Origin of the sequence: Streptomyces avicenniae (genome assembly GCF_000719135.1) — a bacterium.
Taxonomy (GTDB): domain Bacteria; phylum Actinomycetota; class Actinomycetes; order Streptomycetales; family Streptomycetaceae; genus Streptomyces; species Streptomyces avicenniae.
In genome coordinates, this window is sequence record NZ_JOEK01000001.1 from 606,924 (window position 1) to 620,399 (window position 13,476).

Genomic DNA, 13,476 nt, shown 5'->3' on the forward strand with positions numbered 1-13,476 from the left:
AAATGACCTCGTATGTCCCGAACGGCATGGGCAGGTCCGCGGGGTCTCCTTGGCTGTGAGCCGACTGCCATCGGCTCGTCAAGTTGGAGCCGGAGCACCTGGAGCGTTTCTACCGGAAGATGCTGACGGCCGGCAGCGCCGCCGGTACCGCGCACCAGGTCCACCGCACGGTCCGCGGCGCGCTGAACGAAGCGGTGCGCCGGGGCCACCTCGCGGTCAACCCGGCGTCGATCGCCAAGGCCCCGCGCCTCGAAGAGGAAGAGGTCGAGCCCCGCACCGTCGAAGAGGTGCAGCGGCTCCTCGACCAGGCCGACAAGACACTCCGCCCCGCGCGCTGGGTCATCGCGCTCGCACTCGGCCTGCGCCAAGGCGAGGCCCTCGGCCTCAAGTGGACGGACATCGACTTCGATCTGCGGGTCCTGACAGTCCGCCGGAACCGGCTGCGACCCCGGTACCGGCACGGCTGCGCCGGAGACCCCTGCGGCCGGAAGCCCGGCCACTGCCCGCGGAAGGTCAACATCCGCCGCGAGACCAAGGACACCAAGTCCTGCGTCGGCCGCCGCCCCATCGGCATCCCCGACTCGCTGCTCGCCCTCCTGCTCCACCACCGCGAGCAGCAGGAACACCAGCGCCGCCGGGCCGGGGGCCTCTGGACGGAGAAGTACTACGTCTTCACCTCGCCGACCGGCGAACCGCTGAACCCGAACACCGACCACCACGAGTGGAAGGACCTCCTGGAGGCCGCGGGCCTGCGCGCCAGCCGACTCCAGGACGCCCGCCACGCGGCAGCGACCGTCCTGCTGATCCTCGGCGTCCCGGACGCGATCGTCGCGCGGTCATGGGCTGGGAGCCCGGCAAGTCCGCACGGATGCGCGGCCGCTACCAGCACCTCACCAACCGGGTCCTGACCGACACCGCCGACAAGATCGGCGGCCTGCTCTGGCCGACGCCCGAGGATCCGCAGGCTCCTGATCACGACAACCGCAACTGAAACTGCACCTGGGCAACGACGAGGGCCCCGGCCAGGATCTGGTCGGGGCCCTCGTCGTTGCCCAGGTGGGCGGGTGCGGAGGATACGAGATGTGAACTCGTGAGGGGTTGCCCCCAACACGCTTTCCAACTGGTCGTCCGGGGGTTCAGCTGTGTTCGCCAGCGTCCTGACCTGGGGTGAAGGGGGCGGGCAGAGATGTGCTCGACCGCGCTGAACGGCAGCGAATGCAACTGCGACTGCAACTGGGCGTTCGATGCGTGCACGGGCTGTGCCCGTGCGGCTTGCCTGGCGACGGCTTGGGCGACAGGTCTGGAGCCGACGGTGAGTTCGACGACGCGCGGCGTAGTGGCGCTCATGAGGAAGGGAGCGGCGAAGTAGGCCGCGCCATCGGTGGTTCGGGCAGGTGGGTCAGCTTTCGAGAAGTGCGATGCGGATGGCCCGTTCGACCAGGGCGGCCGTGTTGGCCTGGCCTTCGGCGTTGGGGTGCGGTCAGCGCAAGGCTTCGTTGGTACGGGCGGTCCAGATCACCAGCGCGGCGAGCAGGGCGCACGCGCCGCCGAGCCAGAGCGGGCCTTGAAGCGTGAGCGTGTCGACGATGATGCTGCCGGCCAGCGCGCCGAAACCGATGGACAGGTTGAACACCGCCACCCACAGCGAGGAGGCCGCTTCCACGGCCTGCGGAGCGGCTTTGATCATCCAGGTCTGGAGGCCCACTGACACACCGCCGAAGGCCAGACCCCAGACGATCAGCAGGATGGCGCCGCCGGTCGCGGTCCGGCCCAGTAGCAGGAAGAGCGGCATCGCGGCCGTCATGGCTACGGCGATGGTCAGTACGCTGCGGTGCACGCGGCGGGAGAGCGTCGCGCCTGCGACGAAGTTGCCGATCATGCCGGCCGCACCGAATCCGAACAGCAGCGGACCGACATAGTGCTCGTCGATTCCCGACAGCTTCTGCAGTGCCGGGCTCACGAACGTGTAGGCGGCGAAGTGACCGAACACGAGGAGCACCGTCGCGATGATGCCGGCGCGCACGCCCGGGTTCCGGAACTGCTCCGTCAGCAGCCTGGGCCGGACGGCCTGGGAAGCGACCATCCTTGGCAGTACCGCCAGCAGGGCGATCAGGGTCACGAGCGCCAGGGCGCTGAGCGCGGAGAAGGCGATGCGCCAGCCGGCCAGGTCGCCGACCAGGGTGCCGAGCGGGACCCCGAACACGTTCGCGGCTCCGACGCCGCCGAAGACGACCGTGGTGGCGCGAGGCACGTCTGCGGGCGTGACGAGCCGGACTGCCAGGCCGGCGGCGACCGCCCAGAAGCCGCCGACGGCTATACCGACCAGCACCCGGAAGCCCACCAGCAGGGCGAAGTCCGGCGCCAGGGCGGAGCCCAGGTTCGCGACGGTCATCAGTGCCATCAGCCCGAGCAGCAGCACGCGGCGGTCCAGTGACCCGACGACCACCGGGACCAGCGGTGCCGCGAACCCGGCGACGATGCTGGGCACCGTCACCGTCAGTCCCGCCGTCCCCTCGGAGACCGACAGCCCGGTCCCCACGGAGGTGAGCAGACCGATCGGCAGTTGCTCGGCGGTCACCAACGCGAAGGTGCCCAGTGTCACCGCGCAGACCGCCGGCCAGCGACTCCGGTCCGGGGTTCCTGCCTCCTGCGTCTGGGCGGGGGTCTGCTCTGCGGTCGTCAACGGATCCTCCTCCAATGGTTCGGGAGTGATCGCTCCCGAATCGGGACCCTAGTATGGGAGCGAACGCTCCGCAAGGTGGGTAGGGTGGACCCATGGCACGCCCTCGACAGTTCGACGAGCACGACGCGGTCGCCTCGGCGACCGAGTTGTTCTGGCGGCGCGGTTACCACGCCACTTCAGTGCGCGACCTGGGCGACGAGCTGAAGCTCACGCCCAGCAGCCTGTACCGGACGTTCACGGACAAGCACACGCTCTTCCTGCGCGCCCTCGACCACTATCGGGCCACCGAGTCGACGCAGGCCTACCGGCGTCTGGATGCGAGTGACCGACCGGTTCGTGAGGTGCTGCGGGAGTGGATGCTGTGGCTGGTGACCTGCCCAGCCGACGGCGAATCCGGTCGCGGCTGCTTCGTGGTCAACACCGCCACCGAACTCGGCACCACGGACACCCAGGTCCAGGAGCGGACCGAGGCCGCGTTCGCGGTCACCCGGCAGGCCCTCCGTGCGGTGCTGGCCGAGGGGCGGGAGCGAGGCGAGCTGTCCACCGATCTCGACATCGGCGGAGCCGTGGAATTGCTGTTCACGACGGTGCTCGGTCTGCGGGTGCGGGAGCGCGCCGGCCACGGCCTGGAGCGCCTGACCACCACGATCGATTTCGCGATCCGGGCCTTGGGAGCCGCACCCGCGCAACCCGCCTGACGGAAGAGCGGGTGGAGAGCCCGTTGCGCCGACAGACGCACGGCGTACCGGCACGGCCACGTCACCGTCGGCGTCAAGGACAACGGCAAACCCGACCGCCGCCACGTCAAGCGGAAAACCCGTGCGGAGACCACCAAGGCAGTTCGCGAAATGGAGAAGGAGCGCGACGCGGGCCGCGTCCGCAAAGCCGGTCAGACCTGGACGGCCGAGTCCTGGCTGACCCACTGGGTCGAGAACATCGCGGCCCTGCACGTGTTCAACGCCAGTTTCGGCACGGTCTACGCCACCGCGGGCAATGTGCTGCTGACCCTGCTGCGGCACCCGGAGGCGCTCGCCACGCTGGCCGACGAACGGCTGCTCATCAGCGGTGTCGACGAGCTGATCCGATTCGACGGGCCCGCGCAGGGCACCAGTCGCGTCGCGGTCTGGCCGACCGAGCTGCACGGCGTGACCGTCGAACCGGGGCAGGTGGTGATGACCGCACTCGCCGCGGCCAACCGCGACCCTGACGAGTTCCCCGAGCCGGATCGGCTTCTACTCGACCGCAACCCCAACCGTCACCTCGGTTTCGGCTGGGGCGTGCACGCCTGCGTCGGTTCGGCGTTCGGCCAGCTGGCCATCCAGGAGGTGGTCGCCGCTTTGGCTGCGGCGCCGCCGTTGCGACTCGCAGGCGAACCGGTGCGCAGGCACACCGCCACCGTGCGCAGTATCGCCGAATTGCCGGTTTCGTTCGACGGATAGGGGAGGGGAACCATGGACTACGAACCGATCGACCGGAAACCCGGCGAATTCCAGCAGCCGCTGACCGCGGCCGAAATCACGGCCGTCACCCGCGCGGCCTTCGGGGAGGGCACGGCCGTGTGCTCGGCGGCCGAACTCGCGGGTGGTTACTACAACAACACCTACAGGATTGACCTGGGCGGTGACCGGCCGGTGGTGCTGCGCGTCGCGCCAGAACCGGTCCGCCAGGCCAAAGCCGATCCGGAGATGATGCGCAACGAGCACGCCAGCGTCCCGCACCTGGCGCCGGTGGCGAACCTGCTGCCGCGCACCCTCGCGATCGATTTCACCCACCAGGTGATCGGCCGCGACTACCTGTTCCAGACCTTCTTGATCGGCGTGCCCGCCGAAGAGGTGCTCACGACGTACCCGGAGCCCGTGCGCGGCGCGTTCTTCCGTCAGCTGGGCGAAATCACGCGCACCGTACACAGCGTGCGCGGATCGGGTTTCGGCCGAGTTGCCGGCCCGGTGCACGCGCGTTGGAGCGACGCGTTGTTCACCTGGTTCGACCGCGCAGCGGCGGACCTCACCGACGCCGGGCTCGACGCGAGTGACGTCACGAAGCTGGTCGAAGTGGCCGATCGTAACCGCGCCGTACTCGACGAGATCGCCGAATCCCGCTTGCTGCATGGGGATCTTTGGGTCGGCAACGCGATGCTGGCCGAAGGCGCGCCGGAGCCGTTGATCACCGGTGTGTTCGACTGCGACCGGACCTGGTGGGGCGATCCGGAAGCGGACTGGCCGATCTACCTGGCGCTGCGCAAGCCGGGCAGCGAACGCGACGCCTTCTGGGAAGGCTATGGCCAGGTGGGCCGGACCGAAAGCGCCCGGTGGCGCGCGCTGGTCTACGAGGCGAAGCACGTCACTGCGCTGCTGCTCGAATTCCACCGCTTTGGCATGGACGGCGAGCTGGCCAAGACCTATAGCGAGATCCGCGATCTCACCACCCGATTGGCCACCTGCTAGCGAACGATCCCCAAAGCCCGTCCCCGCGAAGAGAGAAAGGGTAAGCCATGTCCGGACAGCCCGTCTTCCACCACTTCGGCGTGCAGACCAACGACCTGGACAACAGTATCGCCTGGTACCGGGACTTCCTCGACGGCGAGGTGACCTGGTCGTTGGACACCTTCTCCGAGCTGACCCGTAGCCGCCTGCCCGGCATCGAGAAGCTGGTGGAGGTTGCTGTCGGCGCGCTGCGCATCCACCTGTTCCAGCAGCCGGGCGAGTCGGCGCCCGCGCCGGGGGAGAGCTGCCCCCGGTTCCAGCATGCGTGTTTCGCGGTCTCGTCCGAGGCGGAACTGCACCACTGGCGCGCCCGGTGGCTGGAACTGAACGACAGCGGCCGGTACCGGTTCGCGGTGCCGGAGGGTCCCACCGACGTGGTGACCGATCCCGACGGCACGCAGAGCTTCTACGCGTACGACGTCAACGGCCTGGAGTTCGAGTTCACCTGCGTGCCGGAGGCTGAGTGATGGCTGCCGGGACCGTACCGGCCGAGCTGCCACAGTGTCCGAAGTGGGTCTACGGCGGGTTCCCGTACGGGCTCGAACCGCTCACCCTGCCCGCGCCGGACGAGCCGTCGCCTAGTGGCAAGCCGGACCTCGTCCCGTTCGAGAACGCCCGCGAGCTGGTCGAGCGCGCGGGCGGGGCGGGCGGCGAGGACGTCGAGCCCGACACCGTGCTGTGGTTCCGATGGATCACCGGTCACCAGGTGAGTTTCACGGTGTGGCGGCTGATGGCCTGGCTGATCCACGACGTGGAGGCGGGCCTGGCCGACCGGCGGGACGCGCCGGCTGCGCTGGTGCGCTACGTGCGCGGCTACAGCGCGATGCTGCGTTACAGCAGTTCCTGCCCACAGTCGGTTTACCGCGACCTGATCCGGCCGACCATGTACCGCCAGCACCCCGCGTTCAGCGGCGGCTGGGCGCCGGACTACCCGTTGGTGCGCGGGCTCTTCCGCGGCCGTCCACCGTCCTGGTTGGACGGTCCGGGCCGAGCGGACGTGCTCGCCGCCGTCGCCGATTACCAGGTCGACCACGCGCACATCGCGGCGCGGCTGGTGCCTGGCGGGCACTCCCTGCTGCGCGATTCCGTCGCGGCGCAACACCCCAGGCCGCCCCAGCCGCTGCCTGCGGTGCTGTACGACAACTACTTCATGACGTTGCGCGCGCCCATCGACCGCGGTCACGTCGTCGCCCAGTTGCTGCGGCGGCTGCTGGCGCTCGTGCAGGACCTGGCCGCGCACCCGCCCGGCGGTGGCACTGAACTTCTCGAGGCCATCGCGGGCCTTGCGCGCGAAGCAGTGGCGGGCCTGGCGCGCGACCAGCCGGTCGTGCTCAGATGACCGGGGTACGCCGCGGTGTCGTCATCCTCCCCGAACACCGCTGGGAGGCCGCGCGGCACATCTGGCGGCTCGCGGAGGAACTGGGCTTCGACCACGCGTGGACCTACGACCACGTGGTGTGGCGCTGGCTGCGCGAAAAACCTTGGTACGGCGCGATTCCGACGCTGACCGCGGCAGCCGCGGCGACGTCGTCGATCCGCCTGGGAACCCTGGTCGCCAGTCCCGGACTGCGCGGCCCGGTGACCTTCGCCAAGGAGATCACGACCCTCGACGACATCTCCGGCGGCCGCGCGCTGTGCGGCCTCGGCGCTGGTGGTTACGGCGCGGACCTGTTGCGCGCCCGGCCGTTGAGCCCGGCCGAACGCGCCGAGCGGTTCACCGAATTCGTCGAAGTCACCACGACGTTGCTTCGCGGCGGCACGGTGAACGACTTGACGCTCGTGCCCGCGTCCGCCGTCCCGGTCGCGGTTGCCGCAGCGGGCCCGCGCGGGATGCGTCTCGCCGCCCTCCACGCCGACACCTGGGTAACCTCCGGGAAGCCCAACGGATTCGATCCGGCGCCCTACCCCGAGACGATTCCCGTTCTCCGCGAACAGGTCCGTGCGCTGGAACGGGCGTGCGACGAGGTTGGCCGCGATCCGCGGAGCCTCGGCCGCCTGCTGCTCACTGGCGCCTCGGTAGGCGGGGTGCTCGACTCCGCCGAAGCCTTCCTCGACGCCGAGGGAATGTTCACCGAACTGGGCTTCACCGACGTCGTCGTGCACTGGCCGCGCCCCGAATTCCCGTTCCAGGGAACCGTCAAAACCCTCGAAGAGATCTCCGGGAGAGCCTGTGCCGATGCTACCTGAGACGACCGGCCCGCGCGGCGCCGTCGCGTCGACCCACTGGCTCGCCACCCAGGCTGGAATGGCGATGCTGGACGAAGGCGGCAACGCCTTCGCCGCCGCCGCCTTCGTCCAGCAGGTGGTCGAACCCCACCTCAACGGGCCGGGCGGCGACGTCCCCATCCTCCTGCACCGCCAGGGCGAGCCGGTTCGGGTGATCTGCGGCCAAGGCCCGATGCCGTTGGCGGCCACTCCGGCGCGCTTCCGCGACCTCGGCCTGGCCGAGGTGCCCGGCTCCGGGCTGCTCGCCGCCTGCGTGCCAGGTGCGACGAGCGCGTGGCTGAAACTCCTGCGCGAGTACGGGACCCTTCACCTGGCCGACGTCCTCGCCCCGGCGATCCACTACGCTGAGCACGGCTTTCCCTTGCTCCCCAAGGCCGCCGAGATGATCGAGGTGCTCGCGCCGCTCTTCGCAACCGAGTGGCCCGAATCCGGCCGCACCTACCTCCCCGGCGGCAAGCCACCGGCCGCAGGGGCCCGGTTCCACAACCCGGCGCTCGCTTCGACATATCGCCGCCTAGTCGCTGAAGCGGGTACCACCGGCACCCGCGCAACTCGCGTCGCTCGCGCGGAGGAGGCGTTCCACACGGGCTTCGTCGCGGAGGCGATCGACAAGTACCTGGCCACCGCCGAGGTAGCCGACGCGACCGGCCACCGTAACCCCGGCCTGCTCACCGGCGACGACCTGGCGTCCTGGCGCCCGCAGACCGAGGAACCGGTGACGTTGGAGCACCACGGCCTGCTCGTGCACAAGCCCGGCCCGTGGTCCCAGGGCCCGGTGTTCCTCCAGCAACTGGCCTGCTCGCCCCGCTCGACTTGGCGGCGATGGGCCGGGGGAGCGCCGAGCACGTGCACACCATCGTCGAGGCGGCCAAACTCGCCTTCGCCGACCGCGAAGCCTGGTACGGCGACCCCCGGCACGCCGACGTTCCGCTGGACACCCTTCTGTCGGGGTCCTATACCGACCGGCGCCGCGCGTTGCTGGGCGACACGGCGTCACCGTCCCTGCGTCCGGGTGCCCCGGACGGCCGCGTCCCGCGGATCCCCGACGCCACCGGCGCCCCGTTGTCGCACCGCGACCCGGCCTGGCTGACCCAGCTCGACGATGGCATCCCGGCGGTGGTCCGGCTGACCCAGGCCGGTGGCGACACCTGCTGCGTCACCGCCGCCGACGCGGTGGGCAACCTGGTGGTGGCCACACCCAGCGGCGGCTGGCTGAAGAGCTCGCCGGTCATCCCCGGTCTCGGCTTCCCCCTCGGCACTCGCGGTCAGATGGCCTGGCTCGTCGAGGACCACCCCAACTCCCTGGCGCCCGGCAAGCGTCCCAGGACCACCCTGAGCCCCACCCTCGTCCTCCGTGACGGCTGCCCCCACATGGCGTTCGGCACCCCGGGAGGCGACCAGCAGGACCAGTGGACGCTGAACTTCTTCCTCAACCACGTCCACTTCGGAGTCCCGCTCGCCGAGGCGATCGAGGTGCCCACGTTCCACACCGACCACGTCCCGTCCTCGTTCACGCCCCGCCGGAGCCATCCGCTCACCGTGATCGCCGAGCCGGGTCTGACCCCCGAGGCGCTCGCCGAACTCCGCCGCCGTGGCCACATGATCACCACTGCCCCGGCCAATTCACTGGGCAAGGTCTGCGCGACGGCCTTCACCTCCGACGGCCTGGTCACCGCCGCGGCGAGCTCCCGCGGCCACCAGGCCCGCGCTGCCGCCTCGTGATTGGTACGGCCGGTTGTCGCGGGTACAGAACTGGCCGTAGACAGACGGCGTAACTGAGACCAGAACTGAGACCACGCACGTCGAAGGGCCCCACCGCGAACGGTGGGGCCCTTCGAAACAGCCCGGTGAGAGCTGGCGGAGGATACGAGATTCGAACTCGTGAGGGTGTGAACCCAACACGCTTTCCAAGCGTGCGCCCTAGGCCACTAGGCGAATCCTCCGCCGCAAACGATACAAGACGACGGCGCATGCTCGCGAACCGCCCGTGCGGGGGCGGCCGGTGCCCGTGATCCGGTAGTGTGGGGGGCAGCCCCTCACGTGGCGCTATCTCGCTGAACTCCCCCAGGGCCGGAAGGCAGCAAGGGTAGGTGGGCTCTGGCGGGTGCGTGAGGGGCCCTTGTGTGTCAGTGCGGCCCTATATCGTCGGTGACGTGTCTTCCCTCGCGCTGTACCGCCGCTACCGACCCGAGACCTTCGCCGAGGTCATCGGGCAGGAGCACGTGACCGTCCCGTTGCAGCAGGCCCTGCGCAACAACAGGGTCAATCACGCCTACCTCTTCAGCGGCCCGCGCGGGTGCGGCAAGACGACCAGTGCGCGCATCCTCGCGCGCTGTCTCAACTGCGAGCAGGGCCCCACGCCCACCCCGTGCGGTGAGTGCCAGTCCTGCCGTGACCTGGCCAGGAACGGGCCCGGGTCGATCGACGTGATCGAGATCGACGCCGCCTCGCACGGTGGCGTGGACGACGCGCGTGACCTGCGCGAGAAGGCGTTCTTCGGGCCAGCGTCGAGCCGGTACAAGATCTACATCATCGACGAGGCGCACATGGTCACCCCGGCGGGCTTCAACGCCCTGCTGAAGGTGGTCGAGGAGCCGCCCGAGCACCTGAAGTTCATCTTCGCGACCACCGAGCCCGAGAAGGTCATCGGGACGATCAGGTCGCGCACGCACCACTACCCCTTCCGCCTCGTGCCGCCCGGCACCCTGCGGGACTACCTGGCCGAGGTCTGCACGCACGAGGCGATCCCGGTCGATGGCGCCGTGCTGCCGCTGGTCGTACGGGCCGGGGCGGGCTCCGTCCGTGACTCCATGTCCGTGATGGACCAGCTCCTCGCGGGCGCGGCCGAGGAGGGCGTCACCTACGGGATGGCCACCGCCCTCCTCGGCTACACCGACTCGGCGCTGCTCGACTCCGTCGTCGAGGCGTTCGGCACGGGGGACGGCGCCGCGGTCTTCGACGTCGTGGACCGCGTGATCGAGGGCGGGCACGACCCGCGGCGCTTCGCCGCCGACCTGCTGGAGCGGCTGCGTGACCTGCTGATCCTCGCCGCCGTGCCGGACGCGGCGGACAAGGGGCTCATCGACGTACCGGCCGACGTACGGGAGCGGATGCAGGCCCAGGCCGCCGCGCTCGGGCCCGCCGAGCTGAGCCGTGCCGCCGACCTGGTCAACACCGGGCTCACCGAGATGCGGGGCGCGACCTCGCCGCGCCTGCAACTTGAGCTGATCTGCGCGCGGGTGCTCCTGCCCGCGGCGTACGGGGACGAGCGGTCGCTCCAGGCGCGTCTCGACCGTCTGGAGCGGGGCGGCGGGGGAGTGGTCGCCGGGGCGGTGGCCGCGCCGCCCGCGCCGCAGCCCGCGTCCGCGCCCGTCCAGCAGGCGCCGCAACCGCCCCCGCCGGTGGCACCCCCGCCGGTCAGGGCCGAGGCCCCGGTCGCGCAGCCGCCCCAGCCCTCGCCTGCCGCGCCACCGCCAGCCCAGTCCGTACCGTCCGCCGCTCCCGCTGCCTCCCCCGCGCCCGCGCCCGCCGCACGGCCCGGCGCGTGGCCCACCCGGGGCGCCGCCCAGCCCGCGGCTCCCGCCGCCCCGACGCCCGCCCCCGTGACCCCCGCCGCCGCCCCGCCGCCGCCCCCGACGGCCGCGCCTGGCGGGGGCGGCGGCGACCCCACGCGCGTCCGCCAGATGTGGCCGGAGATCCTTGAGGCCGTCAAGAAGCGCCGCCGCTTCAGCTGGATCCTCCTGAGCCAGAACGCGCAGGTCACCGGCTTCGACGGCGCGACGCTGCAACTCGGTTTCGCCACCGCGGGCGCCCGGGACAGCTTCGCGAACAGCGGCAGCGAGGAGGTCCTGCGGCAGGTGCTCGGCGACCTCCTGGGCCTCCGGTGCAAGATCGACGCGGTGGTCGGCGGCGACGGTGGCGCAGGTGGCGGCGGGTTCGCGCCGACCAGGCCCGCCGCGCCCGCGCAACCGTCCCCGCCGCCGCAGGCACCGTCCGCGCCCGCGCCGCAGCCGGTCCAGGCCGCCGCCCCGCCCCCGCCCCCCGCGCCGGAACGGCCCCGGCCGTCCGCGCCGCCCCCCGTCGCGGCCGAGGACGACGTCGCCGCCGACGACGACCCGGACCTCGACGACACCGCGCTCAGCGGCCACGAGCTGTTCGTGCGCGAACTGGGAGCGACTGTTATCGAGGAGTTCCACCACGAGTGAGACCGCGCCGCCCCCAACCCGTAGGCTCGGGAAAGCACACGAGACGACGACCGGGTCAGGAGTGAGGCAGTGTTCCCCAGTGGTGGTGGCGGCGGGATCGACATGCAGCAGTTGCTGCAACAGGCCCAGAAGATGCAGCAGGACCTCGCGGCGGCCCAGCAGGAGCTGGCCGAGACACCCGTCGAGGGCAGCGCGGGCGGCGGGCTCGTCAAGGCGACGGTGACCGGCTCGGGCGAGCTGAAGGGCCTGGTGATCGACCCCAGGGCGGTGGACCCCGAGGACACCGAGACGCTCGCGGACCTCGTCGTCGCCGCCGTGCGGGACGCGAACACCGCCGCGCAGGAACTGGCCTCCGAGAAGCTCGGCCCGCTCGCGCAGGGTCTCGGCGGCGGTGGCGGCCTGCCCGGCCTCCCCTTCTGACCCCTCGCCCCTCGCCCCTCAGACACCCCCGCGAATCCGCGAACCCTTCCTGACTTCCCCGGCCTCCCGCGCCCCGGCCCCGGTCCTGGCGGCGCGGCCGACGCCCGGCCGACACAGAGACGAGGCAAGCCGTGTACGAAGGCGTGGTCCAGGACCTCATCGACGAGCTGGGCCGACTGCCGGGCGTCGGCCCGAAGAGCGCCCAGCGGATCGCCTTCCACATCCTCCAGTCGGAACCGGCCGACGTGAAGCGCCTCGCGCACGCGCTGACCGAGGTGAAGGCGAAGGTCAGGTTCTGCGCCGAGTGCGGCAACGTCGCGCAGGAGGAACGCTGCCGCGTCTGCCTCGACCCGCGCCGCGACCTGACGGTGATCTGCGTGGTCGAGGAGCCCAAGGACGTGGTGGCGATCGAGCGCACCCGCGAGTTCCGCGGCAAGTACCACGTGCTGGGCGGCGCGATCAGCCCGATCGACGGCGTCGGCCCCGGTGACCTGCGGATCAGGGAGCTCCTCGCGCGCCTCGCGGACGGAGCGGTCACCGAGCTGATCCTCGCGACCGACCCCAACCTGGAGGGCGAGGCCACCGCCACCTACCTGGCGCGGATGGTCGGTTCCCTCGGACTGCGTGTCACCCGGCTGGCCAGCGGGCTGCCGGTCGGGGGAGACTTGGAGTATGCCGACGAGGTCACCTTGGGACGCGCGTTCGAGGGAAGGCGGCTGCTTGATGTGTAGGACAGCCGGAGCAGACGCAGGGACCGCAGGGGAGGCGACCGCGTGATGTCGAGTACGCCGGAGCAGCAGACGCAGGACCCGGCCACCGGGCCGGACAGTTTCGCCGTTCAGATCGCCGACCAGGTGGAGAGCTTCATCGTGGCGGTCGGGGAGGTCGCGAAGGGCGACGACCCCGACAGCGCGGTGCCGTACCTCCTCCTCCAGGTCTCCCAGCTCCTCCTGGCCGGTGGACGGCTGGGGGCGCACGAGGACATCGTCCCGGACGAGCGGTACGAGCCGGACACCGGTCCCGAGCCCGACATGGACGAGCTGCGGGAGCGGCTGGCCACGCTGCTCGAACCCGTGGACGTCTACTCGGAGGTCTTCGACCCGTACGTGCCGCGCAGCACGCCGGTCGCCTCCCGCATCTCGGACGACCTGGCCGACATCATCTCCGACCTGCGGCACGGCCTCGCCCACTACCGGGCGGGGCGCGTGAGCGAGGGCCTGTGGTGGTGGCAGTTCTCGTACCTGTCGAACTGGGGTCCGACGGCCAGCGGCGCGCTGCGCGCGCTCCAGTCGCTGGTGGCGCACGTCCGGCTGGACACGCCGCTGGCCGAACTGGACGGCCTCGACATCGACAGCGACGCCGAGGACGGCGACCTGGAGCGGCAGGCGGGGCGCGTCATGGAGGCGGAGATCGCCACGCCGCTCGGGTTGAAGGCAGCCGGCCGCGAGCGCTGATCAGG

Annotated in this window: 12 protein-coding genes, 1 tRNA gene, 1 other RNA gene and 2 pseudogenes; 14 read left to right on the plus strand and 2 right to left on the minus strand. The window is 71.1% G+C overall.

Annotated features, from left to right (window positions below):
- Positions 1-83 precede the first annotated feature (83 nt).
- On the plus strand, positions 84-908 hold the full coding sequence (locus tag IF27_RS02855; protein WP_223290887.1) for a tyrosine-type recombinase/integrase: 825 nt from the start codon (positions 84-86) through the stop codon (positions 906-908).
- Between the two features lie 572 nt (positions 909-1,480).
- Here the strand turns inward: IF27_RS02855 and IF27_RS02860 are convergent.
- Positions 1,481-2,683: an MFS transporter gene (locus IF27_RS02860; protein WP_052847605.1), complete on the minus strand. Its 1,203-nt coding sequence runs from the start codon at positions 2,681-2,683 to the stop codon at positions 1,481-1,483.
- 92 nt (positions 2,684-2,775) lie between these two features.
- Here IF27_RS02860 and IF27_RS02865 point away from each other — a divergent pair, with 92 nt between their 5' ends.
- From IF27_RS02865 to IF27_RS02895, 8 genes and pseudogenes are all read left to right on the plus strand, one after another.
- The gene (locus tag IF27_RS02865; protein WP_052847606.1) at positions 2,776-3,381 is read left to right on the plus strand and encodes a TetR/AcrR family transcriptional regulator; all 606 of its coding nucleotides are present in this window, start codon (positions 2,776-2,778) and stop codon (positions 3,379-3,381) included.
- 51 nt (positions 3,382-3,432) lie between these two features.
- Positions 3,433-3,636: pseudogene (locus IF27_RS31990) on the plus strand (tyrosine-type recombinase/integrase); the annotation flags it as partial.
- Positions 3,637-3,678: 42 nt separating this feature from the next.
- Positions 3,679-4,122 (plus strand): cytochrome P450, encoded by a 444-nt coding sequence (locus IF27_RS02870; protein WP_420821976.1) that lies wholly within the window; start codon positions 3,679-3,681, stop codon positions 4,120-4,122.
- Between the two features lie 12 nt (positions 4,123-4,134).
- Entirely contained in the window at positions 4,135-5,127 is a 993-nt protein-coding gene (locus IF27_RS02875; protein WP_052847607.1) for a phosphotransferase family protein, read from the plus strand.
- A gap of 47 nt (positions 5,128-5,174) precedes the next feature.
- Positions 5,175-5,633: a VOC family protein gene (locus IF27_RS02880; protein WP_052847608.1), complete on the plus strand. Its 459-nt coding sequence runs from the start codon at positions 5,175-5,177 to the stop codon at positions 5,631-5,633.
- On the plus strand, positions 5,633-6,505 hold the full coding sequence (locus tag IF27_RS02885) for a hypothetical protein (protein WP_052847609.1): 873 nt from the start codon (positions 5,633-5,635) through the stop codon (positions 6,503-6,505). The genes IF27_RS02880 and IF27_RS02885 overlap by 1 nt, the downstream gene beginning before the upstream one ends.
- Positions 6,502-7,353, plus strand: a complete 852-nt coding sequence (locus IF27_RS02890; RefSeq protein ID WP_052847610.1) for an LLM class flavin-dependent oxidoreductase — start codon at positions 6,502-6,504, stop codon at positions 7,351-7,353. The genes IF27_RS02885 and IF27_RS02890 overlap by 4 nt, the downstream gene beginning before the upstream one ends.
- Positions 7,343-9,114: pseudogene (locus IF27_RS02895) on the plus strand (gamma-glutamyltransferase family protein). Before IF27_RS02890 ends, IF27_RS02895 begins: the two are co-directional and overlap by 11 nt.
- Positions 9,115-9,247: 133 nt before the next feature.
- Here IF27_RS02895 and IF27_RS02900 read toward each other — a convergent pair.
- A tRNA-Ser gene (locus IF27_RS02900) sits at positions 9,248-9,335 on the minus strand.
- An 84-nt stretch (positions 9,336-9,419) separates the two neighbouring features.
- Here IF27_RS02900 and ffs point away from each other — a divergent pair.
- The 5 genes from ffs to IF27_RS02920 all read left to right on the plus strand — a co-directional run bounded on the left by ffs (position 9,420) and on the right by IF27_RS02920 (position 13,471).
- Positions 9,420-9,516: signal recognition particle sRNA small type (ffs, locus tag IF27_RS29870), an RNA gene on the plus strand.
- A gap of 29 nt (positions 9,517-9,545) precedes the next feature.
- Complete coding sequence (locus IF27_RS02905) at positions 9,546-11,597, plus strand: DNA polymerase III subunit gamma and tau (protein ID WP_052847918.1); 2,052 nt, start codon at positions 9,546-9,548, stop codon at positions 11,595-11,597.
- 102 nt (positions 11,598-11,699) lie between these two features.
- Positions 11,700-12,017, plus strand: a complete 318-nt coding sequence (locus IF27_RS02910; protein ID WP_052847919.1) for a YbaB/EbfC family nucleoid-associated protein — start codon at positions 11,700-11,702, stop codon at positions 12,015-12,017.
- Between the two features lie 131 nt (positions 12,018-12,148).
- A complete protein-coding gene (gene recR / locus IF27_RS02915; protein WP_052847611.1) occupies positions 12,149-12,748 on the plus strand; it encodes a recombination mediator RecR in 600 nt (199 codons plus the stop codon).
- 45 nt (positions 12,749-12,793) lie between these two features.
- Positions 12,794-13,471 carry a DUF5063 domain-containing protein gene (locus IF27_RS02920; RefSeq protein WP_052847612.1) on the plus strand — a complete coding sequence of 226 codons (678 nt, stop codon included), beginning with the start codon at positions 12,794-12,796 and terminating at the stop codon, positions 13,469-13,471.
- Positions 13,472-13,476: the final 5 nt, after the last annotated feature.